Source organism: Nonomuraea sp. NPDC005692, assembly GCF_040631115.1.
Lineage (GTDB): Bacteria > Actinomycetota > Actinomycetes > Streptosporangiales > Streptosporangiaceae > Nonomuraea.
In genome coordinates this window covers 534,775-549,915 of sequence record NZ_JBEXYU010000002.1, presented here as the reverse complement: position 1 = coordinate 549,915, position 15,141 = coordinate 534,775, and the positions used below count along the sequence as shown (strand labels likewise).

At 72.4% G+C, this 15,141-nt stretch carries 18 protein-coding genes; 6 read left to right on the top strand and 12 right to left on the bottom strand.

The features are described from left to right. The first annotated feature begins 103 nt into the window (after nucleotides 1–103). The 3 genes from ABZ459_RS07595 to ABZ459_RS07585 are packed head-to-tail and all read left to right on the top strand — an operon-like array spanning nucleotide 104 to nucleotide 2,683. Complete coding sequence (locus ABZ459_RS07595) at nucleotides 104–772, top strand: hypothetical protein (protein WP_357967153.1); 669 nt, start codon at nucleotides 104–106, stop codon at nucleotides 770–772. After that, entirely contained in the window at nucleotides 769–1,422 is a 654-nt protein-coding gene (locus ABZ459_RS07590) for a hypothetical protein (protein WP_357967152.1), read from the top strand. The genes ABZ459_RS07595 and ABZ459_RS07590 overlap by 4 nt, the downstream gene beginning before the upstream one ends. A 7-nt stretch (nucleotides 1,423–1,429) precedes the next feature. After that, complete coding sequence (locus ABZ459_RS07585; protein WP_357967150.1) at nucleotides 1,430–2,683, top strand: hypothetical protein; 1,254 nt, start codon at nucleotides 1,430–1,432, stop codon at nucleotides 2,681–2,683. Here ABZ459_RS07585 and ABZ459_RS07580 read toward each other — a convergent pair. Further along, a complete protein-coding gene (locus ABZ459_RS07580; RefSeq protein WP_357967148.1) occupies nucleotides 2,670–3,911 on the bottom strand; it encodes a hypothetical protein in 1,242 nt (413 codons plus the stop codon). The two genes, ABZ459_RS07585 and ABZ459_RS07580, sit on opposite strands and share 14 nt — an antisense overlap. A gap of 225 nt (nucleotides 3,912–4,136) precedes the next feature. Here ABZ459_RS07580 and ABZ459_RS07575 point away from each other — a divergent pair, with 225 nt between their 5' ends. Beyond that, nucleotides 4,137–4,691, top strand: a complete 555-nt coding sequence (locus tag ABZ459_RS07575) for an XRE family transcriptional regulator (RefSeq protein WP_357967147.1) — start codon at nucleotides 4,137–4,139, stop codon at nucleotides 4,689–4,691. Here the strand turns inward: ABZ459_RS07575 and ABZ459_RS07570 are convergent. The 11 genes from ABZ459_RS07570 to ABZ459_RS07520 all read right to left on the bottom strand — a co-directional run bounded on the left by ABZ459_RS07570 (nucleotide 4,667) and on the right by ABZ459_RS07520 (nucleotide 10,648). Continuing rightward, nucleotides 4,667–5,419, bottom strand: a complete 753-nt coding sequence (locus ABZ459_RS07570; protein ID WP_357967146.1) for a methylated-DNA--[protein]-cysteine S-methyltransferase — start codon at nucleotides 5,417–5,419, stop codon at nucleotides 4,667–4,669. The genes ABZ459_RS07575 and ABZ459_RS07570 overlap by 25 nt on opposite strands. Beyond that, nucleotides 5,416–5,976: a sigma-70 family RNA polymerase sigma factor gene (locus ABZ459_RS07565; protein WP_357967143.1), complete on the bottom strand. Its 561-nt coding sequence runs from the start codon at nucleotides 5,974–5,976 to the stop codon at nucleotides 5,416–5,418. Before ABZ459_RS07565 ends, ABZ459_RS07570 begins: the two co-directional genes overlap by 4 nt. A 104-nt stretch (nucleotides 5,977–6,080) precedes the next feature. Next, nucleotides 6,081–6,383, bottom strand: coding sequence for a DUF1416 domain-containing protein (locus ABZ459_RS07560; RefSeq protein ID WP_125643227.1), 303 nt, complete (start codon nucleotides 6,381–6,383; stop codon nucleotides 6,081–6,083). Continuing rightward, a complete protein-coding gene (locus ABZ459_RS07555) occupies nucleotides 6,383–7,222 on the bottom strand; it encodes a sulfurtransferase (RefSeq protein ID WP_357967141.1) in 840 nt (279 codons plus the stop codon). The genes ABZ459_RS07560 and ABZ459_RS07555 overlap by 1 nt, the downstream gene beginning before the upstream one ends. Then, a complete protein-coding gene (locus tag ABZ459_RS07550) occupies nucleotides 7,219–7,632 on the bottom strand; it encodes a DUF4395 domain-containing protein (protein WP_357967139.1) in 414 nt (137 codons plus the stop codon). The genes ABZ459_RS07555 and ABZ459_RS07550 overlap by 4 nt, the downstream gene beginning before the upstream one ends. A 58-nt stretch (nucleotides 7,633–7,690) precedes the next feature. Beyond that, on the bottom strand, nucleotides 7,691–7,774 hold the full coding sequence (locus tag ABZ459_RS07545) for a putative leader peptide (RefSeq protein WP_350668905.1): 84 nt from the start codon (nucleotides 7,772–7,774) through the stop codon (nucleotides 7,691–7,693). Between the two features lie 32 nt (nucleotides 7,775–7,806). Further along, nucleotides 7,807–8,148, bottom strand: coding sequence for a thioredoxin family protein (locus tag ABZ459_RS07540; RefSeq protein WP_352355858.1), 342 nt, complete (start codon nucleotides 8,146–8,148; stop codon nucleotides 7,807–7,809). A 145-nt stretch (nucleotides 8,149–8,293) separates the two neighbouring features. Continuing rightward, nucleotides 8,294–9,109 (bottom strand): zf-HC2 domain-containing protein, encoded by an 816-nt coding sequence (locus ABZ459_RS07535; protein ID WP_357967136.1) that lies wholly within the window; start codon nucleotides 9,107–9,109, stop codon nucleotides 8,294–8,296. Further along, nucleotides 9,109–9,621, bottom strand: coding sequence for a sigma-70 family RNA polymerase sigma factor (locus ABZ459_RS07530; RefSeq protein WP_125643242.1), 513 nt, complete (start codon nucleotides 9,619–9,621; stop codon nucleotides 9,109–9,111). Before ABZ459_RS07530 ends, ABZ459_RS07535 begins: the two co-directional genes overlap by 1 nt. Before the next feature lie 37 nt (nucleotides 9,622–9,658). After that, the gene (locus ABZ459_RS07525) at nucleotides 9,659–10,324 is read right to left on the bottom strand and encodes a DUF2993 domain-containing protein (RefSeq protein WP_357967135.1); all 666 of its coding nucleotides are present in this window, start codon (nucleotides 10,322–10,324) and stop codon (nucleotides 9,659–9,661) included. A gap of 72 nt (nucleotides 10,325–10,396) precedes the next feature. Beyond that, nucleotides 10,397–10,648: a MoaD/ThiS family protein gene (locus ABZ459_RS07520; RefSeq protein WP_357967133.1), complete on the bottom strand. Its 252-nt coding sequence runs from the start codon at nucleotides 10,646–10,648 to the stop codon at nucleotides 10,397–10,399. A gap of 176 nt (nucleotides 10,649–10,824) precedes the next feature. Between ABZ459_RS07520 and ABZ459_RS07515 the strand changes: the two genes are divergently transcribed. Next, nucleotides 10,825–11,517 carry a response regulator transcription factor gene (locus tag ABZ459_RS07515; RefSeq protein WP_357967130.1) on the top strand — a complete coding sequence of 231 codons (693 nt, stop codon included), beginning with the start codon at nucleotides 10,825–10,827 and terminating at the stop codon, nucleotides 11,515–11,517. Between the two features lie 103 nt (nucleotides 11,518–11,620). Continuing rightward, nucleotides 11,621–15,067, top strand: coding sequence for a tetratricopeptide repeat protein (locus ABZ459_RS07510; RefSeq protein WP_357967128.1), 3,447 nt, complete (start codon nucleotides 11,621–11,623; stop codon nucleotides 15,065–15,067). Nucleotides 15,068–15,141 lie beyond the last annotated feature (74 nt).

Here is a 15,141-nt window from a genome sequence, read left to right as displayed (position 1 = left end):
ATGAGCTTCCACCCCCGTAGCGGCAGGGTTCGCGGCAATTCCACCCGCCAGAAGGGAGCATTGCGGCAGATGGGGCAACCGTGACCTATTACCATCCATACCCATGACCGAACCCTCCGGCGGCAGCACGAGGCCGACACGCCCGGTGGCGGTGCCCATCGTGGCCCTCGTGGCGGTCACGGCCGTCGGCATCACGGCCCTGCTGGGCGGGCTGAACGAGGCCCCCGACAAGGGCCCGGACCTGCTCGGCCAGGGTGCGACGCTCGACCAGGGCCGTTACTCCACGCGCTTCGTCGAGTCGCGGGTGAAGGTCGAGCGGGCCAAGACGCAGTTCGACGAGGACAAGCGGTTCGTGGAGCTGGTCTTCGAGGTCACCAACAAGGGGGACGAGACCTCCAGCGTCGGCGTGCCCCCCGACCCCGCCAAGCCGGACAAGGCGTGGCTCGGCATGTCCTTCGCCGACTCGCTCGTCTCCATCAGCCCCAAGTTCCCCAAGGAGTCGGGGCCCTTCGTCTATGCCCTGAACAAGGGCGACGAGACCCGGCAGCTCCACCCCGGCGTGACCAGCCAGGTCCTCGTCCGGTACCGGCTCGGCGCGACCGAACGGCCACCGGACAAGATCACGCTCGACGTGGCCACCTTCGAGTACGCCCCCGGCTTCGAGGACGAGCGGCTGCGCTGGCAGATGGTCGCCGAGGAGAAGGAGGACAAGTTCTACCCCGAGGTGAAGGCCCGCGTGACGCTGCCGGTCAAGGCGGGTGAGGGGGCATGACCGCCACCCAGCCGCGTTCCTCCGCCGTCCCCGGGCGTCCCGACCGGCCCGGCCGCCGCGCCGGACGCGGGCCGGGCGGCGGCTCCAGAGTGCTCAACGCCTGCGCCGGGCTGCTGCTGGCGGCCGCCGCCGTCGGGCTGCAGACGTTCCACCTGTCCGCCAACGAGGCGGGCGCCAGGGTGACCTACACGGGCGCCAAGGGCGAGGACGTGGACGCCCGGCGGTTCACCGTCCGGCTCGACTCGTTCCTGGCCACCAAGACGATACAGAACAGCGACCGGACCATCACGACGGACAACCTGTTCCTCGTGGTCAACGCCTCGGCCAGGTCGAGCCTCAAGCCGTACCACCTGGGGCAGCCGCAGCTGCTGACCGCGGACGGCAAGAAGTTCGCGGCCACCGACCGCGTGGCGAGCCCCCTGACGCTGGCCAACACGTGGGTGCAGCCCGACATCTGGGTCAGCGGGCGGTTCTTCTTCGAGGTTCCTCCATCAGCGTTGCCGGGGGCGCGGGTGGTCTTCGGGCTGCCGGCCGAGGCGGTGGTGGAGCCGTTCCAGCCGGAGGTCGAGGTCGACCTCGGGCTCGACGAGGAGGCCGCGCGCAAGCTCGCGGCCTCGCCGCAGGCCGTCTACTCCACCGTCAAGAAGTGATCGCACTGTGAGCACGAACGAGCGCGACTGGTTCGCCCCCAGGAACGACCACCAGCCCGAGGACCCTGCCCCGGCCCCCTCGGCCTTCCCGCCTCCCCCGGCGCCCGCGGACCCCGCGGCCCCGCCGGGGTCCCCCGTGTTCCCCGCGCCGGAGCCGCCGCCGTCCCAGCCGCCCGCGGCGGGGCCGATGCCGCCGTCGCCGCAGACGCCACCGCCCGGGACCGGGCCGATGCCGCCGTCGCCGCTGCCCAGCAGGCCCCGGCGTCGCCGTACGGGCTCCCCGCGCGACCGCGCCACCCCGCCGCCGACCCGTCCCACGCCGCCGCCCGGCTACGGCCCCGCGCCCTCCGGCCCCGCTCCTTCCAGCCCCGCTCCTTCCGGTCACGTGACTCCCCCGACCGGCCCGGCCGGGGCGCCTCCCGGCCGTGGCGGCGCGCAGCAGCCCGGCCCTGGCATGCCCGGCGCGGGCACACCCGGCGGGCCTGGGATGCCCGGTGGGCCAGGACGGGGCCGGTTCGTGCATCCGGACCAGCAGGTGTGGCCGCCCGCCCCGCGGGAGTCCTCAGGAGGCAGCACCCAGCCGTTGCCCGCCATCCGGCCCGGCATGACCATGCCGTCCCCGCAGCGGCCTCCGGCCGCGGCCGCCGTGCCGCCACCGGAGCAGCCGCCGGCGGCCCCGCAGGACGCCCCACCGCCCAGGCGCCGCCGGCTGGTCCTGGTCGCCGTGGGCGCCGCCGTGGCGTCCGTCGTCGCCATGGGCCTCAACACCTACGACGGCTACCGCTTCTACGACACGACCATCACCGACGGCATCAAGGTCAAGGAGATCGCCGTCGCCCCCGGCCAGTCGGGGAAGGTCCACGACATCGAGTGGAAGGCCGCCCTGAAGCCCGTCCAGGCCCCGCAGGGCAGCAAGCACGGCCCCGAGGTCACCTGGCTGAAGGTGGACATCACCCAGAAGCTCCTCGACGAGTCCAGCGCCACCATGACCGCCCCGCCGGACAAGGTCAAGCTGGCGGACCGCGCCGGCCGGACCTGGACGGTGGAGTTCACGCCGGGCGACCGCCCGACGGACCGGCTGGAGCTGGGCAAGGAGTACACGTTCGAGGGCATGGCCATCGTGCCGACGCCGGTCGCGAACGAGGTCGAGCTCTCCTTCAGGGTCAGCGACTACCGCTCCGACACCCCGACCGCGGACTTCTTCAAGCGGGAGAAGGCCGGCAAGCCGGAGGCGGACGTACTGCGGTTCATACGTCGCTGAGCGGCTCGCCCTTGAGCCGGGCCCGCGTGGCGGCCAGGTCGTACGTGGCCGCCAGCAGCGCCATGGTGAGCACGGTCACGACCAGCCCGCGCACGAAGGTCACGGGCCCCTGCTTGTACGCCCAGGCCCACTCGGCCTGCGAGCCGACGAGCGTCACCACGGCGCGCTCGGCGTACTCGGCGCCCACGGTGAGGGCGACGTAGCTCAGGCACATCATGCCGAACAGCGGCGCGCCGCCCTTGGCGATCATCCGCAGGGAGTTGGCCAGCGGCAGCCAGCGGTCCTGGAAGCCGCCGGTGAGCTGGTCGAACGACCTCTTGGTGAGGTCGTGGCTGCCCTCCAGCCGGTCCACGCCCCGTTCGAACCGGGTGCCCTTGACCAGGCTGCGGGTCTCGTCGGAGTAGGCGCCGAAGACCAGCATCGCCACGGTCAGCCAGGCCAGCGGGACGGCGACGCCGCCGATGAAGTACGGCCAGAAGTCGCCCACCGCGCCCGTGACCGTCTTCCACAGCGGCACGCTCTTCTCCGCCTGCTCCAGCAGGTCCGCGCCGCCGGCGACCACGCTGCGGTGCTGCACCCAGTCCGAGCGCAGCCCGGCGATGGCGACGGTGGCGTTCAGTCCGTAGAAGACGAAGGCGAACTCGGAGAAGGCGGCGCCGAAGCCGTACAGCTTGCCCTTGCCCTGCTCCACGAGCTTGGCGAACAGCCACTTCAGGCCGAACAGCACGACCATCGCGCCCAGCGAGACGCGCCAGTCGAGGTCGGTGAGACCCTTGCCGACCTGGGTCTCCTCGCCGAACCAGGCCGCCGACGTCATGTCGTAGAAGTGGTGGTTCAGGTCCATCCGCTGCAGGGCGCGGGCGTCCTCCACGTGCCAGCCCCACGACAGGTAGAGCACCGCGAAGGCGGGGGCCACCCGGTCCAGCACCCGGAAGAAGCGCTCGTCCTCGACGCCCTCCGCCCGCCGCGCGCGCATCTCCCACAGCGCGCCGCGCAGGGTGTAGAGCATGCCCGTGGTGACCGTCATCACCGCGAGGACGATCAGGGTCAGGAAGGTGACCGTGCCCACCAGCCGGAGCTGGCGCAGGTCGCCGTAGGCGAGCTCGGTGGCGGCGTACAGCAGGGCGAAGCGCACGACCTGGCCCGCCGCGTACCAGAGGATCAGGGGCAGCGCGCATTTCCCCGCGAGGCGCAGCGCGTGCAGGGGCAGCGAATACGGCGACGGCATCCGCTGAGCCGGCGTAGGCCCAGGTCGGGGCGGCGCCATCACACCTGTCGATCCGGACATCTGCTGAATCGTAGCGGTCTGTCCCTTACGCCGCAGCCGCAACCCGTGGACACCCTGTGGCCAGCGTGTTTCCAGGCCACTCCTGAGCAGTGACAAATGCGGGAAACGACGATTCGGCCCACAGGAGGCGGTCACACCGGACGAGCCTTGCGGCACGATGGCGTCATGGAGCCGTTGCCCGCGTTCGACCAGGACCCCGCCGTCGTCGGTGACCGGCTGCGACGGCTGCGCCAGGCGCGCGGGGTCTCGCTGTCCGAGCTCGCCAAGCGGGCGGGCATCGGGAAGGCCACGCTGTCCGGCGTCGAGACCGGCACCCGCAACCCCACGCTGGAGACGCTCTGGGCGATCACCGCGCAGCTCGGCGTGCCCATCGGGGCGATACTCGACTCGCCGCCCGAGCCGCAGACCATGCGCGGCGCCGCCATCGAGGCCGACCTGCTGGAGGTCTTCGAGGACGACAGCGTCACCTACGAGCTCTACCGCGTCCGCGTGCCCCCGGGGATCACCCAGACCTCGCCCGCCCACCACAAGGGGGTGAGCGAGCACGTCACGGTCTTCACCGGCACGCTCAGCGCCGGCCCGATCCACGAGCCGCTCACGGCCGGGCCCGGCGACCACATCTCCTGGCTCTCCGACGTCCCCCACGGCTACCGCGCGCACGGCCCCGACGTCGTGCGCGCCACCCTGCTGATGCGTTACCCGACCAAGCCCTCCGCCTGAGCGGGCCGGCAGGTGCGGCACGGCCGGTAGCCGGCCGCCCTGGCCTGGGCGACGCTGCGGAAGCCGTGCCGGTGGGCGGGGGTGATCCGGCGGGCGTTGTGGCAGGTCGGGAAGCACACCACGCCGGTGGTGTCGCTGGCCAGGTAGAACACCCGCTCCCCGGCCAGCGCGCGCACCCGGTCCAGGTCGACGCCCTCGGCCAGCAGCAGCCGCTCCTTGGCCGCCGGGCCGAACACGTAGTCGCCGGTCACGCCGTCGGACCTGACGACCCGGTGGCACGGCACGAGCAGCGGCACCGGGTTGGCGCCGAGCGCCGTCCCCACCGCGCGTACCGCCCGGGGACGCCCGATCTGCGCGGCCACCCACGAGTACGGCCTGACCTCGCCCCTCGGGATCGTCCTGACCGCGTCGAGCACGTCACGCTGGAAGCCGCTGACGCCGCGCAGGTCCAGCGCCACCTTGCCGAGGCGGCCGGTGCGCAGCGCGGGCACCAGCCCCGCGGGCGGCCGGTCGGCGGCCAGCAGCGGCCGGCCGAAGCGTTTCCTGAACGAGGCGGTGAAGTCGTCGCCGGCGTGCACGTACGCCACGCCCTGGTCGGTGAAGGCCACCCGCAGCTCGCCGATCGGCGCGGGCACGCTCACCCAGCGGGCGGCGATCCGGTCGAGCAGCCCGGCGGGCGCGTCGGTGGCCAGCGCGGCCAGCCCGGCCAGGAGTGAATCGTTGTTCATCGGGCACCTCCCAGTTCGCGCAGCCGCCGCAGCCCTCGCGACACGTGCGACTTGACCGTGCCCTGCGGAATCCTGAGCACGGTGGCGATCTCGCTGACCGGCAGGTCGACGACGTGCCGGAGCACCACGGCGGCCCGCTGTTCCTCGGGCAGCAGGCCGAGCAGGGCCGACAGCTCGTCGCCGGTCTCCCTGCGGACCGCCGCCTCCTCGACGTCCTGGGCCGGGTCGGGCTCGTCCACGGGCTCGTCACGCAGGTCGGGTGGCGGTTTGCGGGATTTGGCCCTGGCGCAGTTGCGCCAGATGTTCATGAGGATCGTCATCAGCCAGGCCCGCGGCTGCAGCGCGGCCACGCGGTCGGGCTCGTAGCCCGCCAGTGCCCGGTACGCCCGCAGGAACGCCTCGGCGGTGAGGTCCTCGGCGTCGGCCCAGCGCCCGCTCAGCCGCAGCGCGGTCGAGAAGACCAGGCCGCGGTGGGCGGCGTACAGCTCGGCGAAGCCCTCGTCGAGGTCGTCGAGGAGCGCCTTGCGCACCGGGTCGAGACAGTCGGTTCCACTCACGCCCTCTACAACACCGCCGCCCCGGGTTTCGTTGCGCTCGCCCGGAACGGGAACGGGGCCCGTGTCCGGTGTGGACACGGGCCCCGTCTCGTCGCTGTCTGGGCTCAGACGGCGACCGCGAGCTGGGAGACCTCACCCAGCTTGGCCTCCACCTGAACGTCGCGGGTGACGCCGCCGCCCGCGATGATGCGGACGGTCCAGTCGCCGGGCGCGGCGAAGAAGCGGAAGACGCCGTCGTCGGAGACGACGACCTCACCGGTGAACTCGCCGGAGTCGTCGAGCAGCCGCGCGTAGGCGGTGGTGGCGCCCGTCACCACGCCCTGGATGACGGCCTGGTTGGACAGATCGATCCCGGCCGGCAGCGCGATGGTCTGCTCCGGCGCTCCGCAACCCTGTGCAGTGGTCATCAGCGGGCCTCCCCCAGCTCGATCGGCACGCCCACGAGCGAGCCGTATTCCGTCCACGAACCGTCGTAGTTCTTCACGTTGCCCTGGTCGAGGAGCTCGTGCAGCACGAACCACGTGTGCGCCGAGCGCTCGCCGATGCGGCAGTAGGCGATGGTGTCCTTGCCGAAGTCGACGCCGGCCTCGCCGTAGAGGGCGCGCAGCGCGTCGTCGGACTTGAAGGTGCCGTCGTCGTTCGCGGCCTTGGACCACGGGATGTTGCGGGCGGTGGGCACGTGGCCGCCGCGCTGGGCCTGCTCCTGCGGGAGGTGGGCCGGGGCGAGCAGCTTGCCGGTGAACTCGTCGGGCGAGCGCACGTCGACCAGGTTGAGCTTGCCGATCGCGGCGACCACGTCGTCGCGGAAGGCGCGGATCGCGGTGTCCTGCTCCTGGGCGACGTACTGGGTCTTGGCGCGCTCGGGCACGTCGCGGACCAGCTCGCGGGAGTCGAGCTCCCACTTCTTGCGCCCGCCGTCGAGCAGCTTGACGTCCTGGTGGCCGTAGAGCTTGAAGTACCAGTACGCGTAGGACGCGAACCAGTTGTTGTTGCCACCGTAGAGCACGACGGTGTCATCGTTGGAAATGCCGCGGTCCGACAGCAGGGCCTCGAAACCGGTCTTGTCCACGAAGTCGCGGCGGACCGGGTCCTGCAGGTCCTGCCGCCAGTCGACCTTCACGGCGCCACGGATGTGGCCCTTGTCATAGGCGCTGACGTCTTCGTCGACCTCGACGAGTACGACGTTGGGGGTGTCGAGGTTGGCCTCGACCCAGTCGGCGTCCACCAGGGCGGCGGAGCGGCTCATTGGGAAACCTCCATTTTGGCGGCGGGCAGTAGACGGCGGGTGAGCAGGTACGTTTCGCAGCCGAGGCAGAATCCGAAGGCTGCGTTGAGGAAGGCGGCGAGGAGAGCCGCGGCCGTGGCCCCGAGGGCCAGCGGTGTGATCCCGGCGGCGAACCCGGCCAGCCCCGCGACCGCGAAGAGCAGCCCCACCCCCTGCGCGAACCGCGGCGGGCGGGCGTCTTCGGTCTCCTTCGGCGCGCTCCTGACGAGCGCCTTGAAGAGCATCGTGTACGGCGAGCGGCGTGCGACTCCCAGCGCGAAGACCACCGCCTGGACGGCGAGCAGCCACGCGTTCCCCGTCACGAGGACGAGAGCGAGGACCAAGGTGGTGACGGCCGCACCGAAGCGCAGCGCTCTGGGATCAGCACGCATCGCAGGATGCTCCTGAAGGGGTCGAATGGGGCGGACCAGATGTCCGCGGTGACCGTCCTCAGGCAGCGCGACAGAGCGCGGTGGCCACGCGGCAGAAATCAACCGCGCGCCGCTTCGTGAGCAGCTCTGTCGACGGGTTCATAGCGACGACCCTACTCGTCGTCTCGCCATCTGTCACATCTCGTCCGAGTTCTGAGACAGTTCGTGAGACGGCCGTGACTCCCCGGAGGGGATCGCGACCGCCAGCGCGGCCAGCACGTCGGCCTTCCGCGGCTGGCCAGAGGCCTTTTTGACCACGTTACCTGACGGATCCAGCACAAATACGGTCGGCGTACGCATGACGTCGAACCGCCGCACCAGATCGAGCCGGGACTCCGCGTCGATCTCCACGTGCGCCACCCCGGGCACGAGCGCGCTCACGTCGGCCAGCACCCGCCTGGTCGCCCGGCAGGGCTGGCAGAAGGCGGTCGAGAACTGCACCAGCGTGGCCCGCTCGCCCATGGCGGCGCCCAGCATGTCCGCGGTCAGCCGTTCACCGGCCGCCGCGCGCACCCGTCCGTCGCGGCGCAGACGAACCACCCCGATCACCGTGCCGAGCGCCAGCGTCGCCAGCGCGATCCACAGACCCGTCACCTCAGGTGCCAACCACGGGCGGCCGCGATTACTTCCTGGCCGGGCCGGCGACGTTCACCAGGACGCGTCCCCGCCGGTCGACGACCTCGAAGCGGTCGATGCGCCGCATGAGCACCGGCGTCGCCATCTGGAAGACGGTCTCCTTGCGGTAGGTCTCGCGGCTGACGGTCCAGCTCCCGACGACCTCGCGCCGCCCCCTGTCGTCGTAGACGGCCAGGCTGCAGGCGGTGCCGACGGGCACGTTCCGCACGGTCACCAGCAGCTCGGTGCGCCCGTCGCCGGGCAGGGCGTAGACCGTGGCGTAGTAGTCCTTGGCCGCGTTCTCGCCCTTGAACGCCCGGCCGTCGCCGGTGGTGCTCAGGGGCGTCGTGGGCATCGCGCTCGGCGTCGGGAGGGCCTTCCTCAGCTGGGCCTCGGGCGCGGCGTCGCTGGCGACGAAGCCCTCGGTCTCCGGCGACTTCCCGGCCGCCGAGGACTGGGGGGCGGCCGCGGGGGCGGCCGCGGTCTGCTGCCCGACGTCCTGCCGGGTGACGGTCCAGACCGTGCCGCCGACGGCGATCACCGCGACGGAGGCGGCCACGGCCAGCATGAGCCGGCCGCGCCGGTGGCGCCGGGCGCGGGCGTTGAGCAGCCGGTCGAGCACCTGGCGCGGCGGGCTGGCCACCAGCTCGACGTCGCGCTCGGACACCTTGCCGAGGAAGGCGGCGACGCCTTCGAGCTCGAGCAGCTCGGCGCCGCAGGTCTCGCAGGTGGCCAGGTGGTTGTCGATCTCCAGCGCCTCGTCGGGTTCGAGCGCGCCCAAGGCGTGCGCGCCCATGGCGATGCGCACTTCTTCGCAGGTCATCACGGCGCCAGCCCCCGCTCTTCGAGCGCCAGCTTGAGCGCGCGCAGCGCGTAGTAGGTGCGCGACTTGACCGTGCCCGGCGGAATGCCCAGCGTCGCCGACGCCTCCTTCACCGATCGCCCCCGGTAGTAGACCTCCAGCAGCACCTCGCGGTGCTCGGGCCGCAGCGCGGCCAGCGCCTCGGCCACGGCCCACGACTCGACCGCCCGTTCCAGCTCGTCGTCGGCCGGCAGGACCGCGAGGGCCTCGTCGCCGGTCTCCTGCGGCCTGGCCTTCTTGGCGCGGTGCTGGTCGACCACGAGGTTACGCGCCACCGTGAACAGCCAGGCCCGGATGGGACGGCCGGAGAGCGCGTCGGGGTGCCGCCAGGCCCGCAGCAGCGTCTCCTGCACCACGTCCTCCGCACGTCCGGAATCACCGGTGAGTCGCAGCACGTACCCGTAGAGTGGCCCGGCGTGCTCGTCGAAGAGGGTGCGTACGAGCTCCTCGTCCGCGGTGCCTGCTGCGCTCACGCCCTCATCACGTACGGGGGGCCGCAGCGGTTCAGGCTCATCCACGGATCGGCACGTCAGACGCTTCGGCCGAGAACTCCAATCCGTCGGCCACGCTCTTGACCCCGGTGATCCTCACGTCGAAGGGCAGCCCGCCCTTGAACGGGATCGTGTAGGTGACGAAGCGGGCGAGCTGGTCGGGCACGCCCTGGATCTTCTCCGCCTGGAGCCTGATGGCGCCGTCGGCCACGTCGACCCGCATCTCCGCGGTGAACTGCACCTTCTGCATCCCCACCGTCACCTCTCCCGACGCCACGAGCCGCCGCCCGTTGCCGCTGATCTTGATGCCCCGGGGCGCGTACTTGTCGATCGTGGCCCGGGTGAGCACGCCGCTCACGGTGACGCGCCCGGCCCGGACGTCGGCACGGTTCTGCAGCACGTCGGACAGCGGGGCGGTCACGTCGTAGGCGACGCCGCGCAGGTTCTTCACCGGCACGCCTCCGTAGGTGAGGGTGCCGAGATCGAACCGTACCTCGGGATAGTGCCCCGAGACGGCCTGAGTGAGAAACGGGATGCCCTCGATCGTCACCTTGGGGGTGCCGCTGAGGTCGGTGGCGGCGGCGATCCGGTTGGACAGGTCACGCTCCACCCCGGCCACGGCGACGCGGTCGACGACGACGAAGAGGACGACCAGCACGATCAGAAAGATGATCAGCTTGCGCATGGGGCTCCCTGTCGTCGGCGGGGGTGTCGAGCCTATCGATCCGGCGGTCTCCTTCCCCGCCGGAGCCGTCGATCACCCGCCGGCGAAGGGCGGCAGCACCTCCACCGTGACGCCCTCGCCGAGCACCACCGTGTCGTGGGCGCGCCGGCCCACGGGGGCGCCGTCGACGAGGAACGACGAACGGCCGACCACCCGGGCGAGCTCGGCCCGGTTCGCTGTGATTTTGGTCATGAGTTCGCCAAGAGTCGCCGCCTCGAACGACTCCTCCGCGACTCCGGCGGCCTCCTTGGCCGCCGCCCAATAACGTACTTTTCCTGTGGCCATGCGTTGCCTCACAATCGCCTTCGCTCTATTGTGCGACGCCCTTTACGTGGTTGTTTCAAAGGGCCCGCTGTTCACCTGGTGGACGCGCAATGGACGCGACCAAGCCGTGGGATATCCTCGCGTACAGGACCTGGGCGACGTCGCCTCCGGGTCCTTGTGTGTTAGAGGAGGCCGTGATGAGCAACCTGCTGCTGCTGACCAACGCCCTCGAGCCGTCCTCCGAGGTGCTGCCGGCGCTGGGGTTGCTGCTCCACTCCGTCCGGGTCTCGCCGGCCGAGGCGTCTGCGCTCATCGACACGCCGCCCGCCGACGCCGTCGTCGTCGACGCGCGCAAGGAGCTCGTCCAGGCCAAGAGCCTGTGCCGGTTGATCCGCACCACGGGCATCGACTGCCCGCTGCTGGTGGTGGTGACCGAGGGCGGCCTGGCCGCGATGACCGCCGAGTGGGGGGTCGACGACGTGCTGCTGGAGACCGCCGGGCCCGCCGAGGTGGAGGCGCGGCTGCGCATGGCGACCGGGCGCAGGTCGCAGGTCGCCGCCGAGGACGTCCCCGACGAGATCCGCAGCGGCGACCTGTCGATCGACGAGGCCACCTACACCGCGCGGCTGCGCGGGAACGTGCTCGACCTGACGTTCAAGGAGTTCGAGCTGCTGAAGTACCTGGCCCAGCATCCCGGCCGGGTCTTCACCCGCGCCCAGCTCCTTCAGGAGGTCTGGGGCTACGACTACTTCGGCGGCACCAGGACGGTCGACGTGCACGTCCGGCGGCTGCGCGCCAAGCTCGGCACCGAGAACGAGTCGCTGATCGGGACCGTCCGCAACGTCGGCTACCGGTTCGTGCCCGATCGCAGCGATTCGGCGCACGTGTGATCCGTTGACCCGTGTTCGCCTGATGTGACACTTTGTCGTTGGGTCTGTTTCCAACGTGTCATGTCGAGGACACCGCCGTCCCCGGATTGGTGGTGGTGGCGGCGTGGGTCTGTTCAGGTCACTCGTGGACGAGGGCGCGAGCCCCCGCCTCTTCCGCCGCGGCGAGCTGATCTGCTCACCGGTCCGGCCGGTCAACCGCGTCCACCTGATCGACCACGGGTACGCCCGCGAGCACGTCCCCGGCGGCGACCGGGAGGTCGTGCACGACCTGCGCGGCCCCGGCGACCTGGTGGGCGAGCTGGCCTTCTGGAGCCCGGGAGAGTGCGTCAAGGTGGACGCCCTGACCGAGGTCCGGGCCTGGCCCATCGACCTGCGGCGGTTACGCGAGCACGCCTCGGCGGGCCCGGCCGTGGCGACCGCGCTCGTCCAGGAGCTGTTCGCCAGGAACCTGGCGGCCCGCAGGCACGAGGCGCTGGCCCGGGCCCCGGTCGCCGCCCGCCTGGCCGTGTGGCTGCTGCACCTGGACGAGCGGTACGAGCTGGCCTCCCCCGCCGCCCCGCCGCTGTCCATGGAGACGCTGGCCGACCTCGTGGGCAGCGCGCCCGACGTCGTGCAGCGGCAGCTCACGCAGTGGGTCAGGCGCGGCTGGCTGGTGCGGCCGGGGTACCGGCGGCTGCGGATCGCCGACCCGGTGGCGCTGCGCGAGGCCGCGGGGGCCTGGGAGCACCTGTCCGAGCCGTGGCGCGGCCGGGTGACGCCGTTCCTCACGCGGCCGGGCGCGCAGGCCGGGCCGCTGCCGGTCGGCGAGCTGCCGAAGCCGCGCCAGCTGCCCGCCGGCGTGTCCGACTTCACCGGCCGCCAGCAGAGCCTCGACCTGCTCACGGCCTGGCTGGACCGGCCGCGGCGGACGAACACCATGGTCGTGCAGGGCCTGACCGGCGTGGGCAAGACCGCGCTGGTGACGCATTGGGGCCACCTGCACGCCGACCGGTTCCCCGACGGCCAGATCATGATCGACCTGCGCGGCCAGTCGCCGACCCAGCCGCCGATGAGCTCGGCCGAGGCGCTCGGGCAGATCCTGCGTTCGCTCGGCGTCGGCGAGCACATGCCGGCCTCCGACGAGGCCGAGCTGATGCTGCTCTACCGCAGCAGGATCGCCGGGCGCAGGCTGCTGCTCGTCCTGGACAACGCGGCCGACCCGGCCCAGGTGCGGGCGCTGCTGCCCGGCGGCAAGGACTGCGTGGTGCTGGTGACCAGCAGGACGCGGATGGCGCCGCTGCGCGCCACCGGGCACGCCGACCTCATGGACCTGTCGGTGCTCGACCCGGGCAACGCGGTGGCGCTGCTGGTGTCGGTGCTCGGCGAGGGCTCGCCGCGGGCCGCCGACCGGGACGCGCTGGCCGAGCTGGCCCGGGTGTGCTCGTACCATCCGTACGCGTTGCGGATCTCGGCGGCCAAGCTGGCCGAGGATCCGGGGCTGAGCGTGCGGTCGCGGGCGGCGGAGCTGCGTACGCCGGACCGGCCGCTGGCCGGGGACCCGGAGGAGGCGTTCCGGTCGGCGCTGGACCTGGCGTACGAGTCGCTGAGCCACGCGCAGCGGCGGGCCTTCCGGCACGTCGGGCTGCTTCCCGGGCGGGACTTCGCGCCGGAGGTGCTGGCGGCGGCGCTGGGCGTGCCGGTGGGCGAGGCGGTGGCGGCGGTGGAGGGGCTGCACCGGGCGTACCTGGTCGAGCCGCTGCCCGGGTCGCGGTACCGGGTGCACGACCTGGTCAAGTGGCAGGCCAGGGAGCTGGGCCGGCACGCCGAGGCGGGGGTGCGCGAGGCCAGGGTGCGGCTGCTCGACCACTATCTGGCGGTCGCGACCGGCCCCGACACGCCGCGCGAGTGGTTCGAGGCCGAGCGGCGGTCGCTGGTCTCGGCGGTGCGGCTGGCCGAGGAGAGCGGGGCGTACGGGATGGCCTGGCAGCTCGCCGAGGCGGTGTTCGAGCCGTTCAGGAGGCTGCGGTACTACGAGAACAACCTGGAGGTGCAGCAGGCCGGGCTGACCTCGGCCATCCAGGTGGGCAACCGGCGGGCCGTCGCGCTCATGCGCAGCCACCTCGGCTCGATCCACCGCGACATCGGGCCCTCCACGCTGGCGGCCAGGTTCATCGGCGAGGCGCTGGCCGACTTCACCTCGCTGGGCGACCGCGCGGGGCTGGCCCGCGCGCTCAACGACCTGGCCGAGGTGCACGGCATCGCGGGCAACAGGGACGCGGCGCTGCGCCGCGCGGGCGAGGCGCTGGAGGTGTACCAGGAGATCGGCGACCTGGCCGGCGTGGCCACCTGCCTGCACACGCTCGCCCTGCTGCACCTGTCCCGGGAACGGCACGACCTGGCGCTGCGGTACGCCGGCCAGGCGCTGCGCGTACGGGAGGAGCTGGGCGACCGCAGGGGCACCGCCCAGAGCCTGATCGTCTCGGCCCGGGTGCGGCAGAGCCTGGGCGAGCCGGACGCGGCGTTGTCGGAGGGCCTGGAGGCGTTGTCGATCTGCCACGAGCTGGGCGACGAGCACGCCGAGGCCGAGACGCTGCTCTGCCTGGCCGAGATCTACGACCGGCTCCGGCTGCAGCAGGACGCCCGCCGCGACGCCGAACGCGCCCTGGCCGGGTACACGGCCACCGGCGACCAGCACGGCTGCGGCCGGGCGCTGTGCGCACTGGGCCGCATCGCGCGCAACGGCTCGCGCTACGACGAGGCGCTGGCCTGCTACGAGCAGGCGCTGGCGGTGCAGGTCGAGCTCCACCACGAGCAGGGCAAGGCCGAGACGCTCGGCGACATCGGGCTGGTGCACTGGCGGCTGTCGGACTACCTGCGCGCCGACGACTACCTGAACCAGGCGCTCGGCATCAGCCGGGTGATCCGCGACGAGCCCGTCGAGGCCCGCATGCTCAACCGGCTGGCCCGGGTGCGCCGCCGCCAGGGTCTGCCCCAGGTGGCCTTCGTGTACGCGCTGGAGGCGCTGGACCTGGTCCAGGGGCTGGGCAACCGGCGGGCCGAGGCCGACGTGCAGGAGACGCTGGCGTACACGTACCTGTCGCTGGGGTGGCACGAGCAGGCGCTGCGGGCGGCGCGGGCCTCGCTGGCGCTCAGGGAGGAGACGGGCGACAACCGGGCCAGCGCGCTGCTGTCGATCGCGCAGGCGCTGCACACGGGCGGTGAACCCGCGGCGGCCCTGGCGTACGCCAGGCAGACCGCCGAGCTGCAGAACGAGACCGGCACCAGGGACCGGTGGGGGGCGGCGCTCACGACGCTGGCCATGGTGCTGCTCGACCTGGACCGGGCCGAGGAGGCGCTGGTCCACGCCAAGCAGGCCAGGGACGTGCACCTGGAGTGCGGGACGCGGCGCGACCTGGGATGCGCGCTGAGGGCGCTCGGCCTGATCACCGCCAGGCTCGGGGACCGCGAGGCGGCGGTGGCCCATCTTGCCGAGGCGGTGCGCACGCTGGACGAGGTGGGGGACGTCTTCGAGGGCCGGCGGGCGGCGCAGGAGCTGCGGGAGCTCTCCTGAAACACCGCTAAAAGTCGGGAAATCTCGGAAGTGAGGTCGCAGATCTTCTCCGCGCCTTCTCGTTGGCTGGTGTC